Origin of the sequence: Kiloniella majae, from assembly GCF_002118315.1 — a bacterium.
Taxonomy (GTDB): domain Bacteria; phylum Pseudomonadota; class Alphaproteobacteria; order Kiloniellales; family Kiloniellaceae; genus Kiloniella; species Kiloniella majae.
This window is the reverse complement of record NZ_MTSZ01000004.1, coordinates 315,847-339,275: the sequence shown is the minus strand read 5'-3', so window position 1 is coordinate 339,275 and position 23,429 is coordinate 315,847. Positions and strand designations below refer to the sequence as shown.

Annotated in this window: 26 protein-coding genes; 20 read left to right on the top strand and 6 right to left on the bottom strand. The window is 46.3% G+C overall.

Annotated elements, in window-relative coordinates; all coding sequences use genetic code 11:
- Window positions 1-120 precede the first annotated feature (120 nt).
- From BKB51_RS14460 to BKB51_RS14450, 3 genes are read right to left on the bottom strand one after another with little or no spacing between them, the layout of a single operon-like run.
- Entirely contained in the window at window positions 121-963 is an 843-nt protein-coding gene (locus BKB51_RS14460) for a homocysteine S-methyltransferase family protein (protein WP_085901800.1), read from the bottom strand.
- Window positions 963-1,826: a methylenetetrahydrofolate reductase [NAD(P)H] gene (gene metF, locus BKB51_RS14455; protein ID WP_085901799.1), complete on the bottom strand. Its 864-nt coding sequence runs from the start codon at window positions 1,824-1,826 to the stop codon at window positions 963-965. Before metF ends, BKB51_RS14460 begins: the two co-directional genes overlap by 1 nt.
- Before the next feature lie 6 nt (window positions 1,827-1,832).
- The gene (locus BKB51_RS14450; RefSeq protein WP_085901798.1) at window positions 1,833-2,771 is read right to left on the bottom strand and encodes an ArsR/SmtB family transcription factor; all 939 of its coding nucleotides are present in this window, start codon (window positions 2,769-2,771) and stop codon (window positions 1,833-1,835) included.
- Between the two features lie 527 nt (window positions 2,772-3,298).
- On the opposite strand from BKB51_RS14450, the gene ccmA reads away from it, so the two are divergent.
- The 17 genes from ccmA to BKB51_RS14365 all read left to right on the top strand — a co-directional run bounded on the left by ccmA (window position 3,299) and on the right by BKB51_RS14365 (window position 17,820).
- Complete coding sequence (ccmA, locus tag BKB51_RS14445; protein WP_158090241.1) at window positions 3,299-3,973, top strand: heme ABC exporter ATP-binding protein CcmA; 675 nt, start codon at window positions 3,299-3,301, stop codon at window positions 3,971-3,973.
- A complete protein-coding gene (gene ccmB / locus BKB51_RS14440; RefSeq protein WP_085901796.1) occupies window positions 3,970-4,656 on the top strand; it encodes a heme exporter protein CcmB in 687 nt (228 codons plus the stop codon). Before ccmA ends, ccmB begins: the two co-directional genes overlap by 4 nt.
- Before the next feature lie 189 nt (window positions 4,657-4,845).
- The gene (locus BKB51_RS14435) at window positions 4,846-5,580 is read left to right on the top strand and encodes a heme ABC transporter permease (RefSeq protein ID WP_085901795.1); all 735 of its coding nucleotides are present in this window, start codon (window positions 4,846-4,848) and stop codon (window positions 5,578-5,580) included.
- A 197-nt stretch (window positions 5,581-5,777) separates the two neighbouring features.
- Window positions 5,778-5,984: a heme exporter protein CcmD gene (gene ccmD, locus BKB51_RS14430; RefSeq protein ID WP_085901794.1), complete on the top strand. Its 207-nt coding sequence runs from the start codon at window positions 5,778-5,780 to the stop codon at window positions 5,982-5,984.
- Window positions 5,981-6,436 carry a cytochrome c maturation protein CcmE gene (gene ccmE, locus BKB51_RS14425; RefSeq protein ID WP_085901793.1) on the top strand — a complete coding sequence of 152 codons (456 nt, stop codon included), beginning with the start codon at window positions 5,981-5,983 and terminating at the stop codon, window positions 6,434-6,436. The genes ccmD and ccmE overlap by 4 nt, the downstream gene beginning before the upstream one ends.
- Window positions 6,433-8,433 (top strand): heme lyase CcmF/NrfE family subunit, encoded by a 2,001-nt coding sequence (locus BKB51_RS14420; protein ID WP_085901792.1) that lies wholly within the window; start codon window positions 6,433-6,435, stop codon window positions 8,431-8,433. Before ccmE ends, BKB51_RS14420 begins: the two co-directional genes overlap by 4 nt.
- The gene (locus BKB51_RS14415; protein WP_085901791.1) at window positions 8,430-8,987 is read left to right on the top strand and encodes a DsbE family thiol:disulfide interchange protein; all 558 of its coding nucleotides are present in this window, start codon (window positions 8,430-8,432) and stop codon (window positions 8,985-8,987) included. Before BKB51_RS14420 ends, BKB51_RS14415 begins: the two co-directional genes overlap by 4 nt.
- A 35-nt stretch (window positions 8,988-9,022) precedes the next feature.
- Window positions 9,023-9,526, top strand: a complete 504-nt coding sequence (locus BKB51_RS14410; protein WP_085901790.1) for a cytochrome c-type biogenesis protein — start codon at window positions 9,023-9,025, stop codon at window positions 9,524-9,526.
- Window positions 9,523-10,755: a c-type cytochrome biogenesis protein CcmI gene (ccmI, locus tag BKB51_RS14405; RefSeq protein WP_085901789.1), complete on the top strand. Its 1,233-nt coding sequence runs from the start codon at window positions 9,523-9,525 to the stop codon at window positions 10,753-10,755. The genes BKB51_RS14410 and ccmI overlap by 4 nt, the downstream gene beginning before the upstream one ends.
- A gap of 124 nt (window positions 10,756-10,879) precedes the next feature.
- Window positions 10,880-11,677: an ABC transporter ATP-binding protein gene (locus tag BKB51_RS14400; RefSeq protein ID WP_085901788.1), complete on the top strand. Its 798-nt coding sequence runs from the start codon at window positions 10,880-10,882 to the stop codon at window positions 11,675-11,677.
- A 45-nt stretch (window positions 11,678-11,722) separates the two neighbouring features.
- A complete protein-coding gene (locus BKB51_RS14395; RefSeq protein WP_085901787.1) occupies window positions 11,723-12,484 on the top strand; it encodes an ABC transporter substrate-binding protein in 762 nt (253 codons plus the stop codon).
- A 138-nt stretch (window positions 12,485-12,622) separates the two neighbouring features.
- The gene (locus BKB51_RS14390; protein WP_085901786.1) at window positions 12,623-13,390 is read left to right on the top strand and encodes an ABC transporter permease; all 768 of its coding nucleotides are present in this window, start codon (window positions 12,623-12,625) and stop codon (window positions 13,388-13,390) included.
- Window positions 13,390-14,103 (top strand): ABC transporter permease, encoded by a 714-nt coding sequence (locus tag BKB51_RS14385; RefSeq protein WP_085901785.1) that lies wholly within the window; start codon window positions 13,390-13,392, stop codon window positions 14,101-14,103. The genes BKB51_RS14390 and BKB51_RS14385 overlap by 1 nt, the downstream gene beginning before the upstream one ends.
- Window positions 14,104-14,332: 229 nt before the next feature.
- Window positions 14,333-15,313 (top strand): sodium-dependent bicarbonate transport family permease, encoded by a 981-nt coding sequence (locus BKB51_RS14380; protein WP_085901784.1) that lies wholly within the window; start codon window positions 14,333-14,335, stop codon window positions 15,311-15,313.
- 1 nt (window position 15,314) lies between these two features.
- Window positions 15,315-15,626, top strand: a complete 312-nt coding sequence (locus tag BKB51_RS14375) for a P-II family nitrogen regulator (protein ID WP_085901783.1) — start codon at window positions 15,315-15,317, stop codon at window positions 15,624-15,626.
- 291 nt (window positions 15,627-15,917) lie between these two features.
- Complete coding sequence (locus BKB51_RS14370; protein ID WP_085901782.1) at window positions 15,918-16,544, top strand: hypothetical protein; 627 nt, start codon at window positions 15,918-15,920, stop codon at window positions 16,542-16,544.
- A 115-nt stretch (window positions 16,545-16,659) separates the two neighbouring features.
- A complete protein-coding gene (locus BKB51_RS14365; protein WP_085901781.1) occupies window positions 16,660-17,820 on the top strand; it encodes a mechanosensitive ion channel family protein in 1,161 nt (386 codons plus the stop codon).
- A 62-nt stretch (window positions 17,821-17,882) separates the two neighbouring features.
- On the opposite strand, the gene BKB51_RS14360 is transcribed toward BKB51_RS14365, so the two are convergent.
- Entirely contained in the window at window positions 17,883-18,350 is a 468-nt protein-coding gene (locus BKB51_RS14360; RefSeq protein WP_085901780.1) for a CreA family protein, read from the bottom strand.
- A 33-nt stretch (window positions 18,351-18,383) separates the two neighbouring features.
- Window positions 18,384-18,974: a DNA-3-methyladenine glycosylase I gene (locus BKB51_RS14355; RefSeq protein WP_338066539.1), complete on the bottom strand. Its 591-nt coding sequence runs from the start codon at window positions 18,972-18,974 to the stop codon at window positions 18,384-18,386.
- A 141-nt stretch (window positions 18,975-19,115) separates the two neighbouring features.
- Between BKB51_RS14355 and BKB51_RS14350 the strand changes: the two genes are divergently transcribed.
- Together BKB51_RS14350 and BKB51_RS14345 are read left to right on the top strand one after the other, a co-directional pair.
- On the top strand, window positions 19,116-19,745 hold the full coding sequence (locus BKB51_RS14350) for a carbonic anhydrase (protein ID WP_085901778.1): 630 nt from the start codon (window positions 19,116-19,118) through the stop codon (window positions 19,743-19,745).
- Between the two features lie 89 nt (window positions 19,746-19,834).
- Window positions 19,835-20,248 carry a hypothetical protein gene (locus tag BKB51_RS14345; RefSeq protein WP_125911848.1) on the top strand — a complete coding sequence of 138 codons (414 nt, stop codon included), beginning with the start codon at window positions 19,835-19,837 and terminating at the stop codon, window positions 20,246-20,248.
- Between the two features lie 105 nt (window positions 20,249-20,353).
- Here BKB51_RS14345 and rfaE1 read toward each other — a convergent pair whose 3' ends face one another.
- A complete protein-coding gene (rfaE1, locus tag BKB51_RS14340; protein WP_085901776.1) occupies window positions 20,354-21,850 on the bottom strand; it encodes a D-glycero-beta-D-manno-heptose-7-phosphate kinase in 1,497 nt (498 codons plus the stop codon).
- A gap of 221 nt (window positions 21,851-22,071) precedes the next feature.
- Between rfaE1 and BKB51_RS14335 the strand changes: the two genes are divergently transcribed.
- On the top strand, window positions 22,072-23,388 hold the full coding sequence (locus BKB51_RS14335; protein ID WP_085901775.1) for a hypothetical protein: 1,317 nt from the start codon (window positions 22,072-22,074) through the stop codon (window positions 23,386-23,388).
- Window positions 23,389-23,429: the final 41 nt, after the last annotated feature.

Genomic DNA, 23,429 nt, shown 5'->3' with positions numbered 1-23,429 from the left:
CCATGAAAGAGCGTTTTGTCTCACACAAAAAGTAGGGTTTTAGACCGAGGGAATAAAAAAAGAGGGTAGCATCTTTATCAACATGCCACCCTCTTTAACAAACTGTGCATTCAAGATGCTTTAGTTGTTGGCAACCACGGAATAGTCATTCCAACTGGATACAGGTACAATGGTCTCACGCGGTGATACATTCGGACGTGTTACCGGGCGATAGCCATCGGCAGCCTTTTTACGCAGCGCCGCATCAAGCTTTAAAGTCTCTTTCGGAGAACGTCCCCCATGGACAAGGATTTTCTGTCCAACCTGATGTACCGGGAAACCAGCTTTTATCGTATCACCGTTTTCAACATAACAAACACCATCTACAAGATCGCCAACGGTATCGTCTGTAAAATCGTGATCTTCGGAATAGTCCAAAAGCAATGGAACGGAAGACCCCAATTCTAAAAGAGCCTGTCTTGCAGATGCCAACTGTGCACGTGCCTGTTCCAAATCAGACACAGGCTTGAACGTCAGCGCATCAACGCCGCCAGACACCAGTCCCTGCACCTGAATATAAGCGCCGTAGCGTAGCTCATTGTCAGTACCTGTTGCATTGGATTGGTCTGCAACACCCAGCACAAATCGACGACGGTCACCACCTGGCAGCGAATCAACAGCCAGACAAGCAGCTTCAGCGGCAAGGTGATTGATAATGAAGGTTTCATCCTGCATATCGAATTTTGTCAAAACATCCAGCGAAGCATCTTGCGTGTGTGTTCTGATCACATCCGCACCGGCTTCCAAAAAGTCTTTGTGAGCCGCCGTTACCAAATCCGGACGGGAAATATTCAAAGCAGCAAGGCAGTCTTCGTTTCCAAAGGTAGCGCGCTTGAGATCAGTTGCTGCTTCACGCAGGGCGGGTTTCAAATCACCATCAGTTAATAAAACACGGCTGTTTAGCGCATCAATAAAGTTTCTCATTATGCTGCTTCCTTCTCTTCAGCTTGAATAGATAGAAGCCGGCATACAGCTTCCGTTAAAGGAGAACGGTTGAGGGTATAAAAATGGAAAGCGTCAACACCGCCATCAATCAAATCACGGCACAGGTCCAGACAAAGCGATACAGCAACAGCAGCAGCCGTTTCAGGATTATCTTCCAATCCCTCAAAGGCCTTACTGACCCAATCCGGGATAGTTGCACCACAACGATCAGCAAAACGCTTTAATTGGGTAATATTATTAATCGGTAAAATTCCCGGGATAATCGGGATTGTAATACCCGCTTTTCTCGCCTCCTCAACAAAGCGAAAATAACTCTCTGCTTCAAAGAAAAACTGTGTGATTGCTGTTGTGGCACCAGCATCCTGTTTTTGTTTCAGAAAAGCCAGATCATCAGCCAGTGATTTGCTATCAGGATGTGGATCAGGATAGGCCGCAACGGCAATGTCGAAATCACCCAGTTCTCTCAGGCTTGCAATAAACTCAACAGAATCCTGAAAACCATTTTCGTGAGGTTTAAAGGCAGCACCAGGCTCCTCTGCATCACCCCGTAGAGCAACCAGACGGCTCACCCCCAGATCACGCCAGCCTTTGACGGTTTCCAGAATGTCAGCTTTTGAGGCCCCCGCCATTGTAATGTGGGCAGCAAGTGTCAGGTCTTTATCTTCTGACAGCTTTTCCAAAAGGTCTTTTGATTTCTGCTGCCCGGAGCCACCGGCCCCATAGGTAATAGAGTAGTATTTCGGCTCAAAAGCTTTCAGGCGCGTTACTGCCTTTGTCAGATTATCAAGACCGTTTGCCGAAGCCGGCGGAAACAGTTCAAAACTGATATCAGGTCTTTTCATTCTTCTTTACTCCGTATTGGGATCGCGACGTGCTGTCCAAATGCAGACTGTCAGCGGATCACCCGGAAGATGTTCTGGATCAGAGAGGGTTAACCCTGCATCATCGCAAAACTCTTCGATTTGTTTATCATCAAAGCCCAACCAATGATGTGCATGATCATCACGCAGGCTATCCATACGATGGGGCGCGAAATCCACCAGAATTAAACGACCTCCGGGTTTGATAACCCTTGCGGCCTCGCGCAAACACATTCGTGGGTCGAGGGCATAGTGCAGCACCATATTCAGACAAACCGCATCAAAGCGTTCATTTCCAAAGGGGATTTGATACATATCGCCCTGACGCACCTGACAGTTTGTCAAACCGGCACGGTCAATATTGTTTCGGGCAATCGCCAGCATCTCGCGAGAAATATCCAAGCCAACAATGGAACCAACTTCACCCGAGACAAGTTCCAGCACGCGCCCGGTGCCAGTACCAATATCCAGCAGTTCCTTTACAGGCTCTCTCAACAACGTTTCCTGGAATGCCGCTTCAATAGAAGAGGTATCGATGTGAAGGGACCTGATCTCGTGCCAGTCAGATGCATTTTTGCGGAAATATTCCTGCGCCTTGCGCGCACGTTCTGCTTTGATGTCTTCCAAGCGCTGAAAATCCAAAGCCAGTTTGGGGTCATCCGCCGGAATCAAATCAATGACCAATCGCGCCAACTCAGAACAAGGCTGGTTATCTGACAGCCTGAAATAAGCCCAGTTACCTTCCTGATGACGCTCCAGAAGGCCTGCCTCCATCAACAGCTTCAAGTGACGAGAAACACGTGGCTGACTTTGTCCAAGGATCTGAACAAGCTCACTCACAGTCAATTCCGCATGGGCGCAAAGACCCAACACACGCAATCGCGTTGGTTCGGCAATCGACTGTAATCCTTTTAGTAGTACTTCCACGGTAACATCTCCTCTAGGCGCGAGCTGTGCGCCAAAATCAATATAACAATATCTTTATATTGTGATTTATCAAGAAAAAAAATAACCCAATAGCGATCATTTTTTATTTTTATGCGACATACAACAGTTTATCTATTTGTTTTCACACTATTTTATAAAGTCCATTCTTCATCTTTACAAAAATATGAAGAATCCTTGGCATGCGATAAATCATCCTTTTGCCACATTTAGGGCTAAGTCCCTTCAAAATTGGGTCCTACATTCAAAACCGTAGAGAGCTTCCCCTCTCTGCTAGAGATCCTGAAGATCTCCACATTACCCCAAAGCTGGACTCTAGCGGCTGCCGGATACCCGACTGGCAGCCGCATCCTCTTTTAAGACTCCCGATCCCCTTGCGTCATAAGGAAACACCTTATTGGCGAGAGGGGATTTTTTTTGCTATACGCTTTTTAGTTATACGCAAGAGAGTCGATCAGGCATGATGGCCTTTCGCATCTTAGTTCCAATAAAAAATAAGGGTTTAGATATTGGGCAACAGCCTTTTTCAAGGGGAAGACCTTACCTGTATAAGAGGCGGGCGCACTGTCTTTCTCGGATTGAGCTTCAATCTTGCTCAAGGACAGGCCCTTATTCTCGAAGGACCAAACGGTAGCGGAAAATCAAGCCTGATACGTATGCTATCCGGCCTTGTTCGACCAAAACTTGGAAAGCTTCTTTGGCAAGGACAAGACGCAACGAAAGAGCCTGAAATTTTCCAGAGCCATATTCATTACATCGGGCACCGAAACGCAATTAAACCTGTTTTGACAGTTTTGGAAAATCTGGCCTATTGGTCAGGGAAAACGAAAGACGATCCGAGTTTGGACGATGCATTGGATCATTTCAGAATGCTCCCACTCAAACATACCCCGGCGAATCTTCTCTCATCCGGACAGAGCAGACGGTTGACCCTGTCACGCTTGCTGGCGTCAGAGCGATCTGTTTGGTTACTGGATGAACCCTCGGTCGGACTGGATGTTGCCTCAGTAGCTCTGCTGGAAGAGGTTATCAAAACTCACAGATCAAAAGGCGGGTCAGTTATTTTTGCAACGCACAGTCCCATACACGTTGAAAATCCAAACAGGCTAAACCTTCAAGATTACAGTCCGCTTTATAACAAAGAGCTTCTGGCGATTGAAAATGACGAGGAATCCTGGATATGAAGGCTTTCCTCAATATTGTTTCCAGAGACTTGCGCCTGGCACTCCGTCAAAAATCAGATTTAACCATGGCCGTATTGTTTTTTATACTTACCGCCATGCTGTTTCCCTTTGGTCTCGGTCCCGAGCCGAACTTGCTTGCACGTATTGCCCCGGGTATTATTTGGGTCACAGCTCTGCTGGCCGTCCTGCTCTCTCTTGAACGGTTATTTCTTGCAGATTACGAAGACGGAAGTCTGGAACAGCTTATTTTATCATCGACATCCTTGGAAGTTGCCGTCCTCGCCAAGGTCCTCGCCCACTGGCTAACAACCGGGCTCCCGCTTATTCTGGCTGCTCCTTTGATCGCATTACTGTTTAATATGGATTCTGATGCCATGACGATTCTTCTTATCGCCATGATATTGGGCACACCAAGCCTCAGCTTAATTGGGGCTATCGCAGCAACACTGACCCTTGGTGCAAGGCGCGGGGGTGTCTTGATTCCCCTGCTTGTTCTCCCACTTTATATACCAACACTGATTTTTGGTGTCGGAGCTATTGATGCGGCTATGAACAGTCTGGAAGCTGGCGCGGTTATCGCTAATGCGCGACCTCACCTTTTGTTGCTTGGCGCGATCTTACTTGTTTCGTTATTAATAACGCCACTAGCCGGAGCCGCCGCCTTGCGGCAGTCGGTAGAATAGAACACGTCGAATAGAACGTTCAAAATATGAGGAGTTGAGTACGGCCAAATTGAAGGATATCGCTGAATCGGTTGATATCCCAAAATTGATTGATATCAAGGCAAGGTATATATCTTTGCCCTAGTGTCTGCTCACCGTTAAATGAACCTGTGCCTGATGCACAAGAATATAATTGAAGGGATAAGGACAATGTCGGTCTTTCACCGATTTGCCAATCCAAACAGATTTTTGAAGCTGACCAATCAGGTGCTTCCATGGGTTTCCGGCCTGACAGTAATTTCACTGGCCGTCGGCCTCTACATGTCTTTTTTCACATCCCCCCCTGATTACCAACAGGGCGAAAGCGTACGGATTATGTACATTCATGTGCCATCAGCATGGATGGCTATGTTCGTGTACACATCAATCGCTATTGCGTCTGTTTGCTCTTTGATCTGGCGTCACCCCCTTGCCGATCTTGCCGCCAAAGCCTCTGCACCTATCGGGGCCGGCTTTACCTTTTTGGCCCTTGCAACGGGATCTCTATGGGGCAAACCAATGTGGGGAGCTTGGTGGGTTTGGGATGCACGCCTGACATCTGTGCTGATCCTCTTCTTCCTTTACCTCGGCCACATGGCCCTGATGCACGCCTTCGAAGAACAGGAACGCGGAAATAAAGCTGCCGCCGTTCTTGCCATTGTCGGCTTTGTGAATATACCGATTATCAAGTTTTCCGTGGACTGGTGGAATACGCTTCATCAGCCAGCTTCAGTCATGCGCGCTGACGGTCCGTCGATTGATCCCTCAATGCTCTGGCCGCTCATGATTATGGGGGTGGCCTTCAAACTTTTCTATATCGTTGTTTTATTAATACGAATCAAAAGCGAGCTTATAGAAGCCAAGTTGCGCAAGTATCGCCGCGCGGTTGTCGATAAGGCACATTAAGATTGCAATGAAAAGCTTTGATAAATCAGTGAGAGATCAACAAATATTGATCATGATGTGAATCAAAGTCTTAGGGTTTTAGTGTGACATAATGCGCTAGTGTTTAAACGTTAGAATTATGTCTATCTACAAAATAAGAGAAGAAGCCGGAAAGTGGTATAATTAATTCCGGCACAACTCAGGTTACGCAGGACAGTATGGAACAAATAACGAATTTTCTCTCGATGGGGAACTATGGCGCTTACATCTGGACAGCCTATCTTTTAACGGCTGCCGTGATGTTGGGCTTACTTGTTACGACCTTGCAACGCCTGCGAAAAAACAAAGCTGAACTGGCTGAATTCCAAACTATTCAGAATTCAACCAAACAGTCTGGTCACAAGGAAGAGACAGCCCGCCCATGACGCGGAAAAGCCGTAGAATGTATGTACTCGTGGTCGCCATTGCTTTGCTGGCCTCTGCGACAGCGCTCGTATTAACTGCTCTGGATGATAATATCACCTATTTTTACAGCCCCTCGGACCTCAAAACCAAACAGGTAACTGTTGGTCGGGCACTCAGATTAGGTGGCCTTGTCGAAGATGGAACCTTTGAAAAGCTGGACGGCGGTCTCAAGGTTAAGTTTTCCATTACAGATGGCGCAGAAACTGTCGCTGTAAACTATGAAGGCATACTTCCTGACCTCTTTCGCGAAGGACAGGGCGTCATTACCGAAGGTAGCCTGAATGAAAAGGGTGAATTTATTGCCCACGAAGTTCTGGCAAAGCACGACGAGAATTACATGCCTGCCGAAGTTATTGAAGCTTTGAAGGCATCCGGAGAATGGCGCGGAGATGAGGAGCAAATAACAGAATGATTGCTGAACTTGGACAGTTTGCCATTATCATGGCTCTGCTTGCCGCTATTGCTCAATCAATCCTGCCGTTAATCGGCGCGGAACGACTCGATAGCCGCTTAATGGCTTTTGGTGGTCAGGCATCATTGGTTCAATTGCTTTTTGTTATTCTTGCTTTTGGGTGCCTAACTCAGGCTTACATTGTTTCTGACTTTACGCTCGTCAATGTTGCCGAGAACTCTCACTCAACAAAACCATTGCTTTATAAAATCAGTGGTGTTTGGGGCAACCACGAAGGGTCCATGTTATTATGGATTCTTATTCTTGCGATTTTCGGCGCTGCAGTAGCTGCTTTCGGACGTAACTTGCCTGTGACGCTCAAAGCCCGGGTTCTCGCTGTCCAAGCCATGATTGGCGTAGGTTTTCTGACTTTCCTGATTTTTACATCCAACCCCTTCACCCGTCTTCTCATGCCGCCAGAAAACGGCCGCGATTTGAATCCTCTTTTACAAGATCCCGGGTTGGCATTTCATCCACCGATGCTCTACGTCGGATATGTCGGCTTTTCCGTAGCCTTTTCCTTTGCGATCGCCGCGCTTATCGAAGGCAAGGTTGATGCCGCATGGGCACGATGGGTTCGCCCTTGGACATTAACTGCGTGGACCTTCCTGACCGGAGGTCTCGCACTGGGTAGTTGGTGGGCTTATTATGAGCTTGGCTGGGGTGGTTGGTGGTTTTGGGATCCCGTTGAGAATGTTGCCTTCATGCCATGGCTTATGGGTACTGCCTTGCTGCACTCCGCCATCGTTGTGGAAAAAAGGAACTCCCTCAAAGTCTGGACCATTCTTCTTGCAATCCTGACCTTCTCTCTCTCTCTTATTGGCACCTTCATTGTGCGTTCAGGATTGCTGACCTCTGTTCACTCCTTTGCCGTAAACCCGGAACGCGGTGTTTTTATTCTCTTCCTTCTGGCCATTGCCATTGGCGGGTCATTGACTCTTTTTGCCTTCCGCGCTCCCTCGCTCAAAGCCGGTGGTATTTTCTCACCGATCAGTCGCGAAGGCGGATTATTGTTAAATAACCTATTACTCAGCACCGCCTGTGCCACTGTTTTTCTTGGCACACTCTATCCTCTTTTTATGGAAGCCTTGGGTGGCGGCCGCGTTTCAATAGGACCGCCTTTTTATAACAATACCTTTGTGCCTGTTATGGTGCCGCTTCTCCTCTGTGTTTGTGCTGGTCCATTGCTCCCCTGGAAGCGAGCCGATCTGGTCGGTGTTCTAGGGCGTTTAAAATATGCAGGACTTGCGACAATTTTAGCCATTTTACTCGCTTGGTATGTCACAGAAGGCGGACCTCTTCTGGCTATTCTGGGACTTGGCATGGCCGCTTGGATGCTGTTGGGCACCCTTAGCGAATGGGCAGACAAGATAAAGCTTTTCCGGGCACCTCTGTCCACAAGCTGGCAACGCATGGTGAAACTACCCGGCTCTGCCTGGGGCATGACACTTGCTCATGGGGGGCTTGCGATTGCGGTCGCGGGTATGATTTCAACAACAGCGTGGAAGGTCGAAGACGTTGCTGTCCTAAAGCCTGGCGAGACCATCTCGGTTGCCGGGACAGATTACCGTTTAGATGGTGTCCGTGAGTTGGTTGGCCCAAACTATCAGGCTGTAGAAGGTACTTTCACCGTAAGTCAAAACGGTGAATTCATGGCCATTTTAAAACCGGAAAAACGCCTCTATAACGTTCAAAAAATGCCGACAACAGAAGCTGCGATCTATTCCACCTTTGTAGGTGATTACTACGCTGTTATCGGGGATCAGGTTGAAGACGGTGGCTGGACTGTGCGTATTTACCGCGAACCGATGATCACCTGGATATGGTTCGGATGTACCTTGATGGTTCTAGCCGGGTTCCTTTCTCTTGCTGATCGACGCCTCAGGGTTGGGGCACCAGCCGGAAAGAGAAAACAGGGCAAGCGTAAACAAAAATCTCAACAGAATGCCGCAGCATGAATAAGAAAATACTCTTCACGCTTCCGCTCCTGATCACGCTGGTTCTGTTCGGCTATTTCTTCTGGGCCCTGACCAAACCGGGAAGAGACCCCAAGATCTTGCCTTCGGTATTGATCGACAAGCCGGCACCAGAGTTTAATCTGACGGCCTTGGAAAATCTCGGTGTACCCGGCTTCTCCAGAGCTGATTTGACCTCCAATGGCAAAGTTTCTGTTGTGAACATTTTTGCCTCATGGTGTGTTCCCTGTCTTGCTGAACACCCGGACATGGTCAAACTTGGCAAACGCGATGATATTAACCTCTATGGTATTAATTATCGCGACAAACCCGAAGATGCTCTCAATTGGTTAAATCGCAACGGGAACCCCTATCACCGGGTCGGCCGAGATCCTAAAAGCAGAACAGGGATCGACTGGGGCGTATATGGTGTCCCGGAAACCTTTATTGTCGATGCCACAGGCACCATACGCTATAAACATGTTGGCCCTTTGAACCCGGGTGATCTGGACAACAAGATTTTACCGATTATCGACAACCTTCAGGCACAAAAATAGTCTGGTACAGACTTTATCAGGGAAATTATTTACCAATGCGTGGCTTATTCCTTTTTGCAGCCGTTCTTTTGATATTCACCGCCAACAGTAATTCTGTGAAGGCTTTCGAGCCTGACGAAATCCTTGATGATCCAGCTCTGGAAGCACGTGCGCGCGAGATCTCAAAAGAGGTCAGATGTTTGGTTTGTCAAAATGAGCCGATCGATTCCTCAAATGCCGATCTGGCAAAAGAATTACGGATTGTTGTAAGAGAAAGGCTTGTTGCCGGTGATAGTGATGACGACGTAAAAAGCTATCTCTCTGCCCGATATGGTGATTTCGTTTTATTTCGCCCGCCCTTTAACACAGCCACCTTCTTGCTCTGGTTCGGCCCCCTCCTCGTTTTCAGCGTTGGCGGTGTCGGTCTGATCTTTTTTTACCGGGGAAACAAAAACCTGAAAGTTGTCAAGCCACTTAGCCTAGAAGAAGAAGCGCGATTCAATCAGCTTTTGGATGAAGACAAGAAGACAAAAAGCTCAGATTCAGGAGAAACCTCATGATCTTTTGGGCACTCATTGGAACACTGACAGCACTTTCTCTTCTCGTTCTCATCAAGCCATTGGCAAAAAAGGCAGAGACAGCACCTGCTGATACAGCTGAATCTGATCTTGCAGTCTACAAAGACCAGCTGAAAGAAATCGACAAGGATCTCAAAGCGGGAAACATTGCCGAAGCTCAGGCGGAAATCGCCCGCATCGAAATTCAACGACGCATCCTGAATGCAGGCCAAGAACAATCAGCCTCAACCAAAGGGCAACCCTTATCGCCAAATGCGATGAAAGGTTTATTGGGAAGCTTGATTGTTGCATTTCCAATCGCCGGACTAGCACTCTACATGTATCTCGGGCAACCCGGTATTCCGGGCATGCCCCTTGCCGAACGTGATATTACCGCAGAACGCATGGCAATTGCTCAACAGCAAGACAATCAACGCAATACCGAAATGATGGCGCTTGCACAAAAGTTACAAACCCGGTTGGAAAACGAACCGCAAAACCTGGAAGGTTGGATGCTACTGGGCAGTACCTACGCAGAGATCGGACAATTCCCTCTTGCGGAAAAGGCTTTTCGACAAGCAATGGAAAACAATCCCCCCAATCCGATGATTTTCAGCGCCGTTGCCGAAATGATGGTTGCACAGGCAGAGGGTCAAGTTTCAACGGATGCACTTGAACTCTTTAGAAAGACACTTGAACTCAATCCGCGTGATCCTCGCGGGCTGTTCTATAGTGGCCTGGCTTTAACCCAAGCTGGTGCAAATGAAGATGCACTCAAGCTCTGGCTAACGTTGCGGACCTATACCTCAGCAGCAGATCCCTGGTTACAAGTTCTGGACGCACAAATTGTCGGGCTTGCCAATCAGGAAAAGATGAATCCGGAGAAACTCCTCGCCTCCTATCCCGCTCAGGAGCCAACAGAAACTGCAGAACAACAGGCAGAAGTTCAACCGGGCCCCTCTTCTGAAGACATGGCCGCCGCTGCAGAATTAAGTGCAGAAGAAAGAACCGAGATGATCAATGGTATGGTCGAAAGATTAGCTGATCGCTTGTCCGAAACGCCCGATGATCTGCAAGGCTGGATACAACTGGCACGATCCTATCATACACTCGACAGATCATCAGACGCGCTTGAAGCCATCAAGAATGCTGAAATGGCCGCAGAAAAACAACCGGACGCAGAAGAGGCGCGAGAGAAAATTCAAAAGCTAAAGCAAGAACTTGGGCTTTAAAAATTTGCCACAAACACATCTACAGAAATTGTATGTATTTTTTTTGCTTTTCATAATGAAAAAACCACACTAATTTCATTAGGAAGTAAAATAATAAGACAATTCAACAATGGGGACATAACCTATGGCGTCAAACGCCGCGGCTATGGTGGACAAAACACCTGCACTTGTTTGTGAAGACATTCATAAATCATTCGGCAATATCGAAGTTTTAAAAGGTGTTTCCTTAACTGCTAACGAAGGTGATGTCATCTCGATGCTGGGCTCCAGTGGGTCCGGCAAGAGTACTTTTCTCCGCTGCATCAACCTTTTGGAAACTCCGAATTCCGGCAATGTGATCGTCGGTGGTGAACTCATCAACATGAAAACCACCAAGTCTGGTGAGCCTGTGCCGACTGATAACAAACAGATTGAACGCATTCGCTCTAAACTGTCGATGGTATTCCAAGGGTTCAACCTCTGGTCTCACATGACCACGCTGGAAAACATTATAGAAGCCCCAATCCACGTACTCGGTCTAAGTAAAGCGGAAGCGACCGAACGTGCGAATGAAATGATGGAAAAAGTCGGCATCTACGAACGCAAGGATTACTATCCTGCGCACATGTCCGGCGGTCAGCAACAGCGCGTTGCGATTGCGCGGGCTCTGGCTATGGACCCATCTGTCATGTTATTTGATGAACCCACATCAGCTTTGGATCCAGAGCTGGTTGGTGAAGTCTTGAAAGTTATCCGTGACCTTGCTGAAGAAGGTCGCACAATGATTGTCGTAACGCACGAAATGGGATTTGCCCGGGAAGTGTCAAACCAAACACTTTTCCTTCACAAGGGCCATATTCTGGAACAGGGAAATCCGCAAGAGATTTTCACCAATCCACAATCAGAGCGTTTCAAACAGTTTATCGCTGGAAATCTAAAATAATAAAATAAACAACAAGTATAACAATTAAATTTAGGGAGCCATTAAATGAAAAAGTTTCTTGTAACTGCTGTAGCCGCAGCAATGACATTCACAGCTGGCGCTGTCGCAGCCAAAGATCTGCGTATCGGTGTTGAGGGTGCTTACCCTCCATTCAGCAGCATTGACACCAATGGTAACGTTGTTGGTTTCGATATTGATATCGCCAATGCACTTTGTGAAGAAATGAAAGTAAAGTGCACCATGGTTGTTCAGGACTGGGATGGTATCATTCCTGCGCTTAACGCTAAAAAATACGATGCAATCATCGCATCCATGTCCATTACCGAAGAGCGTAAAAAGAAAGTTGATTTCTCTGAGAAATATTACAACTCTCCAGCGCGCTTCCTTCGCAAAAAAGGTTCTGGCATCGAAATTACTGCTGAAGGCATGAAAGGCAAATCTGTCGGCGTACAGCGTGGAACAATCCATGATACTTTCATCACAGCCGAATTCCCCGACACCGAAATCAAACGTTATGGTACTCAGGACGAAGCATATCTTGATATCGCAGCTGGTCGCGTTGATCTGTTGATTGCTGATTCCATTGCAATGGATGATGGCTTTGTAAAAACAGACGCCGGTAAAGACTTCGAGCTTTTCGGCCCATCTTACAGCGATCCTAAATATTTCGGCGACGGTGCTGGTGTTGCCGTTCGGAAGTCTGATACCGAGCTTCGTGATCGTTTATCCGCAGCAATCAAAGCAATCCGTGCGAACGGCGTTTACAAAGCGATCAACGACAAGTATTTCGACTTTGATATCTACTAAGAGCAATGATGGAATGACCATCTTGTTTCCTGGTTAAATAGTAAAATAGCACCCTCAGAGCCCAGATCATCATGACCGGGGTCTGGGGTGCTTTTTTAGAAGCCTTACTTGAAAAGGCTTAAAATCGGAAGATTTAAAATGATTAACCTTGATGGCTACGGATATAGTATCCTTGTTAGTGGCGGCATTATTACCGTCTCCATCTCTATGGCATCTTTGCTGGTCGCTTGTGTTTTGGGGATCTTTGCAGCCCTTGCGCGGCTTTCAAATAACAAGATTGCCAGCTCAATCGCCTTTAGCTACACCACAATCATTCGCGGCGTTCCCGACCTTGTCTTGATGCTGCTCATTTTTTTCGGTGGCCAAGTTTTTGTCAACAATCTGCCAGAAAACCTATTGAACTTCACAGCATGGTTTGGTGAAGTAATCGGGGCAGGAGATTCCCTGAAAGTTGCGGCAGAACCCTACCTCGATTGGGGGTATATTGACATTAATCCCTTTATTGCAGGCGTTCTGACCATCGGTTTTATCTTTGGTGCCTACATGGGGGAAACGTTCCGCGGGGCAATCATGGCTGTAGATCGAGGTATGCTGGAAGCTGGCACAGCCTATGGCATGACAAAGTTTCAAATCAATCGACGTATTCTCTTTCCACAGATGGTTCGCCACGCTCTGCCGGGTATTGGTAATAACTGGCTGGTTCTCATGAAGGCCACCGCTATCACATCTATTATCGGTCTGGAAGATATGGTCCGTAAAGCAGGCCTTGCAGCAGGCGCAACACGGCAACCCTTCAAGTTTTATCTTACTGCCGCGATCGCGTTTCTTGTTTTAACAACATTATCGATTTGGGTTCTAAAGATAATTGAAAAACGCTATTCAGCCGGTGTAAGGAGTGCTCTCTGATGGATTTTCAAATTATACTAGACGAACTACCTCTATATTTCGAAGGTTTGCTCCTCACCATCAAGCTTGTACCGCTTTCACTTTTGATCGGTTTTCTTGTCGCCATTCCACTGGCCGTCATGCGGCTATCGAAAAATCCGCTGATAAACTATCCCGTTTTTGCCTTTACCTATGCATTCCGGGGAACGCCGCTTATCGTGCAGCTTTTTATTCTTTATTATGGCGTAGGCCAGTTTGAAGGCTACAGCGACTTAACCAAAGAGTTTGATTTTCTAAAGGGAGCTTACTTCTTTGCCTTGCTTGGCTTTACCTTAAACACAGCGGCCTATACGACAGAAATTTTCCGCGGGGCAATGGCACAGACATCCTTTGGGGAAGTCGAAGCAGCAAAAGCCTGTGGCATGTCTCAGTTCTTGATATTCAGGCGTATAATCATCCCAAGTGCCTTAAGACGCGCCCTTCCAGCCTATTCCAACGAAGTTATCTTTATGCTTCACGGCAGTGCATTGGCCAGCACCATAACGCTTGTTGACCTGACGGGTGCAGCACGTATCGTACAATCCCGATACTATGCACCCTATGAGGCTTTCATTACCGCAGGTGTCTTCTATTTTGTCCTGACCTTCTTGTTTATCTGGATCTTCCGTCTGGTTGAAAACCATTACAACAAGCACCTAAAACGTCGAGAAGAAACCATTCAGGTCGTGACTTAATATAAGCCAATAAAGAGCACGACATAGCGAAGAATAGTTTCTCTGAGCACAGCAATATCATCTACTGATTCATGAGAATTGATCACTGGATCAAATAAATCAGTAAAATATCTTAACAAGATGGCAAAACTGCTCTAGATAACGGGAACAAATCATACGTAAATAACGAAGCTTTACGTGGTGGATATACTGTATCGCTACGATTTATAGCGCCTAGGACGAGGTTTTTATGGAACAACTTTTTTCACTCGCGCAGCAAAACTTACTATCCCCCATTATTCTTTTCTTTGCATTGGGTTTTTCAGTTGCGATTGCCAAATCTGATTTGAACTTCCCGGAAGCTATTGCCAAAGGCATGTCGCTTTATTTACTTTTTGCAATTGGCTTCAAGGGCGGCGCGAGTCTTTCAGGATACGGCATTGATTTACAGCTAATATTATCCCTGTTGTCTGGTATTATCTTATCCGCCACCTTGCCATTCCTTGCTTTTGTTTTGTTACGAATACTGACAAAAATGTCAGCCATAGATGCTGCGGCTGTTGCCGCACACTATGGCTCAATATCTATTGTAACCTTTGTCGCAGCATCATCTATCCTGGAAATACAAGGCATTTCCTACGATGGCTATATGGTCGCTGTCGCGGCAACGATGGAAGCACCTGCGATCATATCTGCACTTTGGTTGATTTCTCGAAAGAACAAAGCTTCAAAAGGGCTAGACGGTGAATTGATGCGCGAAATCCTGTTAAACGGATCAATTGTTTTGTTGATTGGCTCGTTCTTTATAGGATTGATCACTGGAAAAGATGGACTTTCAGAAATATCCCCCTTTATTAGCGCCCCCTTTAAAGGCGTCTTATGCCTGTTCCTTCTGGATATGGGGCTTGTTGCAGGGCGCGGGTTGATGAATGCTAAAGGCGCTGTTTCCGGGCGCTCTGTTCTGTTCGGAGTTCTGATGCCCTTGGCAGGCGCAACAATTGGCTTAATCTTTGCCCTTGTAATCGGGTTACCACTTGGCAGTACTGTTCTATTGATGGTGCTCTCTGCATCGGCTTCCTATATCGCGGTTCCTGCTGCAATGCGCGTAGCAGTACCTGAAGCGAACCCGGCGATTTATTTAACACTGTCTTTAGGGGTCACATTCCCCTTTAATCTAACGGTGGGTATTCCACTTTATGTTACTATAGCAACTGCTGTGATCGGAGCGTGAAATGGAAATGCATGAAGCCAAAAGAGTCGAGATAATTATCGAAAAGATCATGGAAAATCGTCTCACCGATTTACTGATCGAGGCCGGTGTAAAAGGATTTAGTGTTCTACCTGTTTCAGGGGGGTCGGGAAGTTCTGGACACTGGAGCAGAGAGGGCCAAATTAGTCGCGCACAAGGTATGTCAGCGGTTGTGTGTTTGGTTAAGCCTGAGCGTTTGGAGAAAACGCTGGATGCAATTTTCCCAATGCTTGATCGTCATATTGGTGTGGTCAGTGTGACAGATACAAAAGTAATGCGGGCTGAGTTATTTTAATAAGCCGAAAGAAATAAACTCTACACAAAGGCTATTTCATAATCCGGTGTGTATTATATATCCCGTGTGTATTATCCGGCGCGCATTCTCGGTTGGTTAGCATCTAAGTTGCCCATTAGTGAAGCCATCATCAATAATTGGTGATTAATGTATAAGTAATATCGCCAATTAAGATATTCTTTACGTTGTCCTATGTTAAAATCAGGGACTGCTTTTTCTCAAATGCGAATTATCTGCAGGGGATTAAGGGTAAATTTATATAGTTGGCAGAAAATAGGTTAACGACACTGTATGATGCTAGCTAATCAGGAAACTGCAATTGATAAAGGTGAGAGCTACGTGGATCTTGAAAGTATTAGGGCACAATTACCTGGCTCAAACATTGATGAGACCAGCTTTCTAGCAACGGATTATTTAAATCATCTCAACGAAGCTGTGATGATGCTGGAAATGGTGCCTGACATGCCGGATCTTTTTGAAGAAGTTCAAGCTTGGGAACCCAAAAGCTATCAACAACATTTCCTCGACAGTAGTTTTCAGGCCAAGGAACTTGCCGTTGCGGCCTATGAAGCGGCCCCTCAAGAGTTCAGGGTTCCTTTTGATAAAGCCGTTGAACTTGCGGACAAAGGGATAAAAGACAGCAAAGACGCCATAGAACAGGCCCTCGCCGCAGGTGATCACGTTTCCATTGCCGCACTGGTGCCGGATGCATCCACACATATCCGACATATGATTGATATTGCCAGCGCTGTTATTCATGGCAATCACAATGTATTGCCTGCCGATAAAATCATGGAAATTGAAATGGACTGGCAAGCGACACTTTCCGGTAACATGATGGCCGGCGGGATGACTGAGGAAGAGAAAATCGATCTGGAAGCCATGGGGCAAGACGATATCGATGCATTGTTCGATTAAATCATTCAGACCTTTTTTCAAAGCAAGCTTTTGAAGCTAAAATACATCCGCTTTCACTCTTGACGACTTAGGCCTCCCTGAGCAAACTCCCCTCGCGCACCAACGAGGAGATATCATGGAAAACCTATCAACGTTCTGGGAAATAACACTGGAAGTCTGGAATCAGGGTGTTTTTGGACTCAGTATTGGCCATATAATAACATCCATAGCGATTTTCTTTGCTTTCCTTGTTATACGGGGATTGTTTTCAAGGCTGGTGGTTAATCGTCTTAAGGTCCTAACACGCAAAACCAAGAACTCGGTAGATGATCACGCTCTCGAGGCCCTGGAAGGCCCAATACGAATGATCCCTATTGCCCTTGGTGTCTTCTTCTCTCTCGATTATTTGAATCTTGGCGGGGAAGCCGCTGTATTAGGCAATAATCTTGTGCGTTCCCTGATTGCCTACACACTTTTTTATGCCGTCTTTAAACTGATCGATCCGCTAGATTTTCTCCTTCACCGTTTCACGACTGTTCTCACCAGTATTATGGTGGACTGGATCATCAAAGCCCTCAAGATCTGTGTCGTTCTGCTTGGAGCCGCCAGTATTCTGGAACTCTGGGGCATTAATGTCGGCGCAATCATTGCCGGTCTTGGCCTTTTTGGTGTTGCCGTTGCTCTGGGTGCCCAAGATCTGTTCAAAAACCTGATTGCCGGTATTCTCATCATTGCAGAGAAACGTTTTAGCCGTGGCGATTGGGTGCGGATCGAAGGAATTGTTGAAGGAACTGTTGAAGACATCGGGTTCCGTTCCACCCGTATTAGACGCTTTGATAAAGCGCCTGTTTATGTGCCAAATGCCAAACTCGCCGATAATGCCGTTATCAACTTCTCCAAAATGACCAATCGGCGTATTTACTGGAAAATCGGCGTTGAATACGACACAACAAGCGAACAGCTGCGCAAAATCGTTCAAGAAATCAAAGATCATCTTTACGGCACAGAAGCTTTTGAAACGAATGATGCCCGTGCAACAACCCTGGTCAATGTTGATTCCTTCAACAGCTCGTCAATAGACATCATGATCTATTGCTTCACCAAGACAACAAACTGGGGCGATTGGATGAATATCAAAGAAGACTTCGCCCTCAAGTTAAAAGAAATCGTCGAAGGTAATGACTGCGCATTTGCCTTTCCAACGTCAACTTTACATGTGGCAAGCCTGCCGGAATCTCCCGCTCAGATCAAAAATCTTCCTGGTCTTGAGCCCGAGACACCGCTTAATAAGGGCTAATAAAAAGGGGCTCTTATGAGCCCCTTCATTTTCGTTATCCGTTTTGACAGAACGAACCTTCGTCACCCTTCATTCCAGGGCATAATTGGTACAGACGTAATCGAATTTTTCGGGCTACCTTCGATAACTCTGTCGCTATAAACCAGATAAATCAAAACGTTACGCTTTTCATCAAAGAAGCGAACAACTTGCATGGTTTTAAACACAAGCGATGTGCGTTTGGTAAAAACCTCTTCGCCATCCTCGAGCTCTTCACGGAATTTGATAGGACCGATTTGGCGACAGGCTATTGATGCATCAGTCGTATCTTCGGCCAGCCCCACAGCCCCGGATATGCCACCAGTTTTTGCACGGCTGAGATGACAGGCAACACCTTCTACCTTTGGATCATCAAAGGCTTCAATCACAATCTTATGGTTAGGACCTAACCATTTAAAAACCGTATCCACCTCTCCAATCTCTTCCGCTTGAACAGCCGAAGAGAAAACAAGTAAACCAGCGCCAAAACACAAAGATACCTTGTTGATCATATTACGTAATTTCAAATTCATTTTCAAAGCTCACTAAGTTCTGGGTGCGTGTTTTTCATAACAAAAGCAATCAACTGTATGATCATTGGCCATGCCGCATGCCTGCATAAAGGCATAGCAAATTGTCGGCCCCACAAACCGGAAGCCATTTTTTTTCAAAAGCTTGGATAATTTTTCAGATTCCGCTGTCGAAGCCGGCACCTGGGATAAATCAGTCCATGCATTCACAAGCGTCTTGTGTTCAACAACAGACCAGACAAGATCTCGAAAAGAACCTTCGCCTGCCTTCATAATTTCCAACCAAGCCTGGGCGTTACTAACAACTGAATTAATTTTCAGACGATTTCGTACTAACCCCGTATCCTGCATCAGGCGTTCGACATCATCGCTCGTAAATTCTGCAATCTTATGCGGATCAAATCCAGCAAAAGCCTGTCGGTAATTTTCACGTTTCCTCAATACAGTTATCCAGGATAATCCAGCCTGCGCACCTTCTAAAATAAGCATCTCAAAGAGTTCCTGATCATCTGTAACCGGAACACCCCACTCATTATCATGATACTCAATATACAAGGCTTCATCACTGACCCAGCCACAACGATTTTTTTCCTGATTGCTACTCAAGATCTTCCCCCAACTCAGTTTCAAACTCTTACGCTCTCTCATCAAAAAGCGTAAAACAACTGCGAAAATGTTTACAAATTACAGACAACCGGATACTCAATCCCTGTCTGGGGATACAATAATGACTATATAGGATGCCAAATGAGCGAAATCAATTCACTGATAAAAGGCTATCACGCTTATCACACAATAGATTACCGCAGAGATGAAGCACTATTACAGTCGCTCGCAGAAAAAGGACAATCACCAAAAGCAATGGTCATCAGTTGCTGCGATTCCCGTGTTGAACCATCTTCAATACTAGGGACCTTACCTGGCGATCTTTTTATGGTCCGCAATGTCGCAAACCTTGTGCCTCCTTGTGCCGCAGATGATCGTCACCACGGAACATCTGCTGCGCTGGAATATGCAATCACTCAACTCCACATCCCAAATATTATTATTATGGGGCACGCAATGTGCGGTGGTATCAAAGCTCTTGTTGACGGCATCCTGGACGACTCCAATGACAGCTCATTTATTGCCAACTGGATAAAAATTGCAAAAGACGCAAAAGAAAAAGCCAGTTGCTGTGACAAGGACGGCGAAGAGTTACAACGTGCTGTTGAGCAAGCATCTATCCTTAACTCATTGGAAAACCTGATGACTTTCCCCTTCATTCAAGAACGGGTAGCTGACGGAAGGGTCCAGTTACATGGCTGGTATTTTGATTTTTCTACAGGCGAGTTGTTTAGCTACGACAAAGAAAAAGACGCCTTTATCAATCTATAGAAGCTAACTGATTCAAATCATTAACGTTTAATCAAATGAATCGAGTCACACTATCCTTGATAAGGTAAATTATTGGGGGTGGTGCGCGTGTGCGCATTGCAAGGGACATGGCATTGGTTGAATTAGACGAGAGAACACAAAACGCAAGTATAGAAAAAAATACAGATAAAAGACCCGGTTCTTCAGAAGATCCTTTTATCAAGCATTACTTTAGCCGTATTGATCCCGATATTGCCGCAAGCTTCACCGACGATCAAAAGCACGCCATCAAACAGATGTTTGGGGCACGTGGTTATGCGAAACACCCCGTCGAAGTTCGAAGGTCAATTCCCTTTGGTAGACATCGTTTCTATCTGATCTTTTTACTTGGCCGCGAAAGACGCGCCTACGAGCGTTTAAAATCCGAAGGACAGGCTTCTGGGTATGTTGCCTATGCTCTGGCGAGTGCTTTCTGGTTGGCCCCCGCAATCATGATTGCCGCACTCGTACATTTTTTCGCGTAGAAACAATCACACTCAGACTATTTAAATCTGAATAATTTCATCACAAGAAGCCAATTTCTTTGGTCTGTTCTCGTTATCTGAACATATCAAAAGGAAAGTAGTACTCTATTCGCTGCCTTTATCTATCCGTGCAATGGTATTCGTTGTTGAAAATCCGTCTTTTAAATCGGCAAGGATAACTTGGCCGCCATTCTGAATAACAACATCACCACCCACAACCTGATCAAGCGTATAATCGGCCCCTTTGACCAATACATCGGGTAGAATAGCTTTAATCAATTTCAGCGGTGTATCTTCGTCAAACAAGACCACTTGATCGACGATTTCCAGCGCCGCCAAAACCGTTGCTCGTGCATTCTCGTCCTGGATTGGCCTATTTTCACCTTTGTAGCGCTTTACAGAAGCATCTGTGTTCAAGCCGACAATCAAACGATCACACGCTGATCTGGACTGTTGCAAAGATGCAATATGTCCAGGATGAAGGAGGTCAAAGCTACCATTGGTAAACCCAATCTTATAGCCCGCCTTACGCCATTGATCGACCCGGTGCAGCACAGCACCCAGCTCAGCAACCTTTGCTTGGCTAGTGTGCCCATTTCGAGCAAGAAGCGCTTGTCTGATTTCACTGCCATAAGCAACTGCCGTACCCGTTTTCCCGACTACGATACCCGCCGCGATATTGGCAAGCCACGATGCTTCAAGAAGATTTAAACCAGCCGCAAGGGCCGCGCCCAGCACGGCAACGACCGTATCGCCTGCGCCTGAAACATCAAAAACTTCCCGCGCTTCGGCTCCCAAATGCTCGACAACGCCCTCCGACGTGACCAAAGTCATTCCCTCTTCACTGCGTGTAGCTAACACACCTTGGATACCGCAGCTTTCGATCAAATATCGGCACGCAGCAACAACAGCAGCATCTCCATCAACAGACATCCCCGTTGCTTCATGTAACTCTCTGCGATTAGGCGTAACTATGCTGACACCCTTGTAGATGCTGTAATCCCGGCCTTTAGGATCTGCGATTATTTGACACCCTGCCTCAAGGGCAGCAGCAATAATAGTGCTCAGGGTTTCTTGATTCAAAACCCCTTTATCATAATCTGATAAAATCACTACAGGGGCATCTGCGAGATTCTTTTGAACGCGCTTTATAATTTGAGAACAAGTATCCGGATCAAGAGCACGATCCATCTCTCGATCTGCCCGCAGGAGCTGTTGATTACTTGCAACAAAACGCTCTTTGATGGTTGTTTGTCGCGTTGCCTCGATAACAAGATTAAGAGGCTCCTGCCCAATTTCTTTTTGAACAAGGTCGCTAACTTCTTGGCCAACGGCATCATCACCGATGACAGCAACAAAGTTTGTTGAAGCACCAATTGCAGCCAGATTACGGAGGACGTTTCCAGATCCGCCCAACATAGAGACCTGACGGTTGATTTTCAGAACAGGGATTGGTCCTTCAGGTGAAATCCGTTCCACACTGCCATAGATAAAACGATCAAGCATCAGATCGCCCACGGTCCGTACTCGCGCCCCGGCCAAATCATCGACACGTGCAACCAAATCCAATAAATCAATAGAAGAGTGAGTTTCCGAAGTCATCCAAATACAAACCAATATTCATAAAGTTTCTTGCCTATCTTTTGCTATCAATTCAGACAACGGGCAAGTTTTTTAAAGGAAATCCGCTTGATAGAGCCATATTTTAATTGAAAAAGTCTCAAATATAAGTCATTTCGATAGGGTTAACGAACTTTGAAGACTCTCAAGGTTAATAATGTTACACACGATGGTGCAACCTGGATGTAATGTAGCCTACCCTTATGGATAACTCGACTTCAACAAAACAACCCGAAGGCCAATTCAGCCAAGAAAAGGTCTTTCTGGATTATGTGAAGCGGATCGGTAAACAAACCGATAACCGTCGTGCAGTACATATTCACTTATCGCGTTTACGCCCATACCACCAACGGGATCATCATTTACGTATTGCGCAGAATGCTTGCGAAGACCTTATTGCAAAATTTTCAGGAACAGTTTTCAGGCTACACAATAACGATCTGGTCGTCGTTACAACAGGGGCCACTGTCGCCCAAATTGATGAAACGATCCTGAGACTTCGATATCTCTTCAGTGATGATCCTATGCTTGCCGGGGATTATGACTTGCAGGCGGATCAGTTCTGTAGCTGGTTTGACCTGGAACACGAATACGCTGATCTCATCGCCCTTGCAGTCAAGATGAACGAAGATCTTGATACACAGATCCGCAGGGAAAAAGCCGAAGCAATTGCGGCAATGCACGGCAAGCCACCTGCAAAACCCAAAATACCGCTTATGCCTTCGCACTTGGACGCAGTATCCAAGGCAATTAATCAGGCTGATCTATCAAGCCTTATGAAACGTCAATCAATCTTTCTGGTTAACAAGGACCAAAAACCTGAGGCTTTATTCAAAGAACTTTTCTTTTCCATTGATCAGCTTCAACAAACGCTACTGCCAACCCATGACTTATTATCAAATCGTTGGCTCTTTCAGGATCTGACCCGTTATCTCGACAAGCGAATGCTGGTCATCCTTCGTCAAAATGACGATTCAACATTGAGCAGATCCTATAGCCTGAACCTGAACGTCGCCACGGCCCTGTCAGATGAATTTCTGAAACTGGATCACACCTTAGGGGAATCCGTTCGCCGCTCAATCGTGATAGAATTTCAACTTTTAGATGTTTTTGCTGATATCGGTAGCTTTACCTTTGCCCGCGATTTTCTAAGAGAGCGAGGCTATAAAATTTGCCTCGACGGTATTACCCACCTGTCTTTACCGATGATTGATCGCCGAACCATGGGCTTTGACTTGATCAAGCTACAGTGGAATCAGGATTTAACCAAGTTTTTGACCACACCTCGCGGCGATGAAATCAGAAATACTGTTAAAAAAGTTGACCCCAACAGAATGATCCTTTGCCATTGCGGGGCCGAAGAGGCTATCGCAACATCGCATGAGCTTGGAATCAAACTCATGCAAGGCTTTTTTATTGATAAATTTGTCAAGAACTGGGCTGCATCCCAAAAAGAAAAATCTAAGAACCTTGCAGATGCAATGGGACGTCATAGAGCCGAAGCCGATCACGAAGGATAGATTAGTCTTTCACGGATTAATCTATCCATAAAGCCTCCCTA

Coding starts and splice junctions, on each gene's coding strand:
- BKB51_RS14390 (WP_085901786.1), top strand. CDS start 12,623: ATGATTAACCTTGATGGCTACGGATATAGTATCCTTGTTAGTGGCGGC.
- metF (WP_085901799.1), bottom strand. CDS start 1,826: ATGAAAAGACCTGATATCAGTTTTGAACTGTTTCCGCCGGCTTCGGCA.
- BKB51_RS14410 (WP_085901790.1), top strand. CDS start 9,023: ATGCGTGGCTTATTCCTTTTTGCAGCCGTTCTTTTGATATTCACCGCC.
- BKB51_RS14385 (WP_085901785.1), top strand. CDS start 13,390: ATGGATTTTCAAATTATACTAGACGAACTACCTCTATATTTCGAAGGT.
- ccmE (WP_085901793.1), top strand. CDS start 5,981: ATGACGCGGAAAAGCCGTAGAATGTATGTACTCGTGGTCGCCATTGCT.
- BKB51_RS14350 (WP_085901778.1), top strand. CDS start 19,116: ATGAGCGAAATCAATTCACTGATAAAAGGCTATCACGCTTATCACACA.
- BKB51_RS14335 (WP_085901775.1), top strand. CDS start 22,072: ATGGATAACTCGACTTCAACAAAACAACCCGAAGGCCAATTCAGCCAA.
- BKB51_RS14380 (WP_085901784.1), top strand. CDS start 14,333: ATGGAACAACTTTTTTCACTCGCGCAGCAAAACTTACTATCCCCCATT.
- BKB51_RS14400 (WP_085901788.1), top strand. CDS start 10,880: ATGGCGTCAAACGCCGCGGCTATGGTGGACAAAACACCTGCACTTGTT.
- BKB51_RS14415 (WP_085901791.1), top strand. CDS start 8,430: ATGAATAAGAAAATACTCTTCACGCTTCCGCTCCTGATCACGCTGGTT.
- BKB51_RS14365 (WP_085901781.1), top strand. CDS start 16,660: ATGGAAAACCTATCAACGTTCTGGGAAATAACACTGGAAGTCTGGAAT.
- BKB51_RS14375 (WP_085901783.1), top strand. CDS start 15,315: ATGGAAATGCATGAAGCCAAAAGAGTCGAGATAATTATCGAAAAGATC.
- BKB51_RS14420 (WP_085901792.1), top strand. CDS start 6,433: ATGATTGCTGAACTTGGACAGTTTGCCATTATCATGGCTCTGCTTGCC.
- BKB51_RS14360 (WP_085901780.1), bottom strand. CDS start 18,350: ATGATCAACAAGGTATCTTTGTGTTTTGGCGCTGGTTTACTTGTTTTC.
- ccmD (WP_085901794.1), top strand. CDS start 5,778: ATGGAACAAATAACGAATTTTCTCTCGATGGGGAACTATGGCGCTTAC.
- BKB51_RS14435 (WP_085901795.1), top strand. CDS start 4,846: ATGTCGGTCTTTCACCGATTTGCCAATCCAAACAGATTTTTGAAGCTG.
- ccmB (WP_085901796.1), top strand. CDS start 3,970: ATGAAGGCTTTCCTCAATATTGTTTCCAGAGACTTGCGCCTGGCACTC.
- BKB51_RS14370 (WP_085901782.1), top strand. CDS start 15,918: ATGATGCTAGCTAATCAGGAAACTGCAATTGATAAAGGTGAGAGCTAC.
- rfaE1 (WP_085901776.1), bottom strand. CDS start 21,850: ATGACTTCGGAAACTCACTCTTCTATTGATTTATTGGATTTGGTTGCA.
- BKB51_RS14460 (WP_085901800.1), bottom strand. CDS start 963: ATGAGAAACTTTATTGATGCGCTAAACAGCCGTGTTTTATTAACTGAT.
- BKB51_RS14395 (WP_085901787.1), top strand. CDS start 11,723: ATGAAAAAGTTTCTTGTAACTGCTGTAGCCGCAGCAATGACATTCACA.
- ccmI (WP_085901789.1), top strand. CDS start 9,523: ATGATCTTTTGGGCACTCATTGGAACACTGACAGCACTTTCTCTTCTC.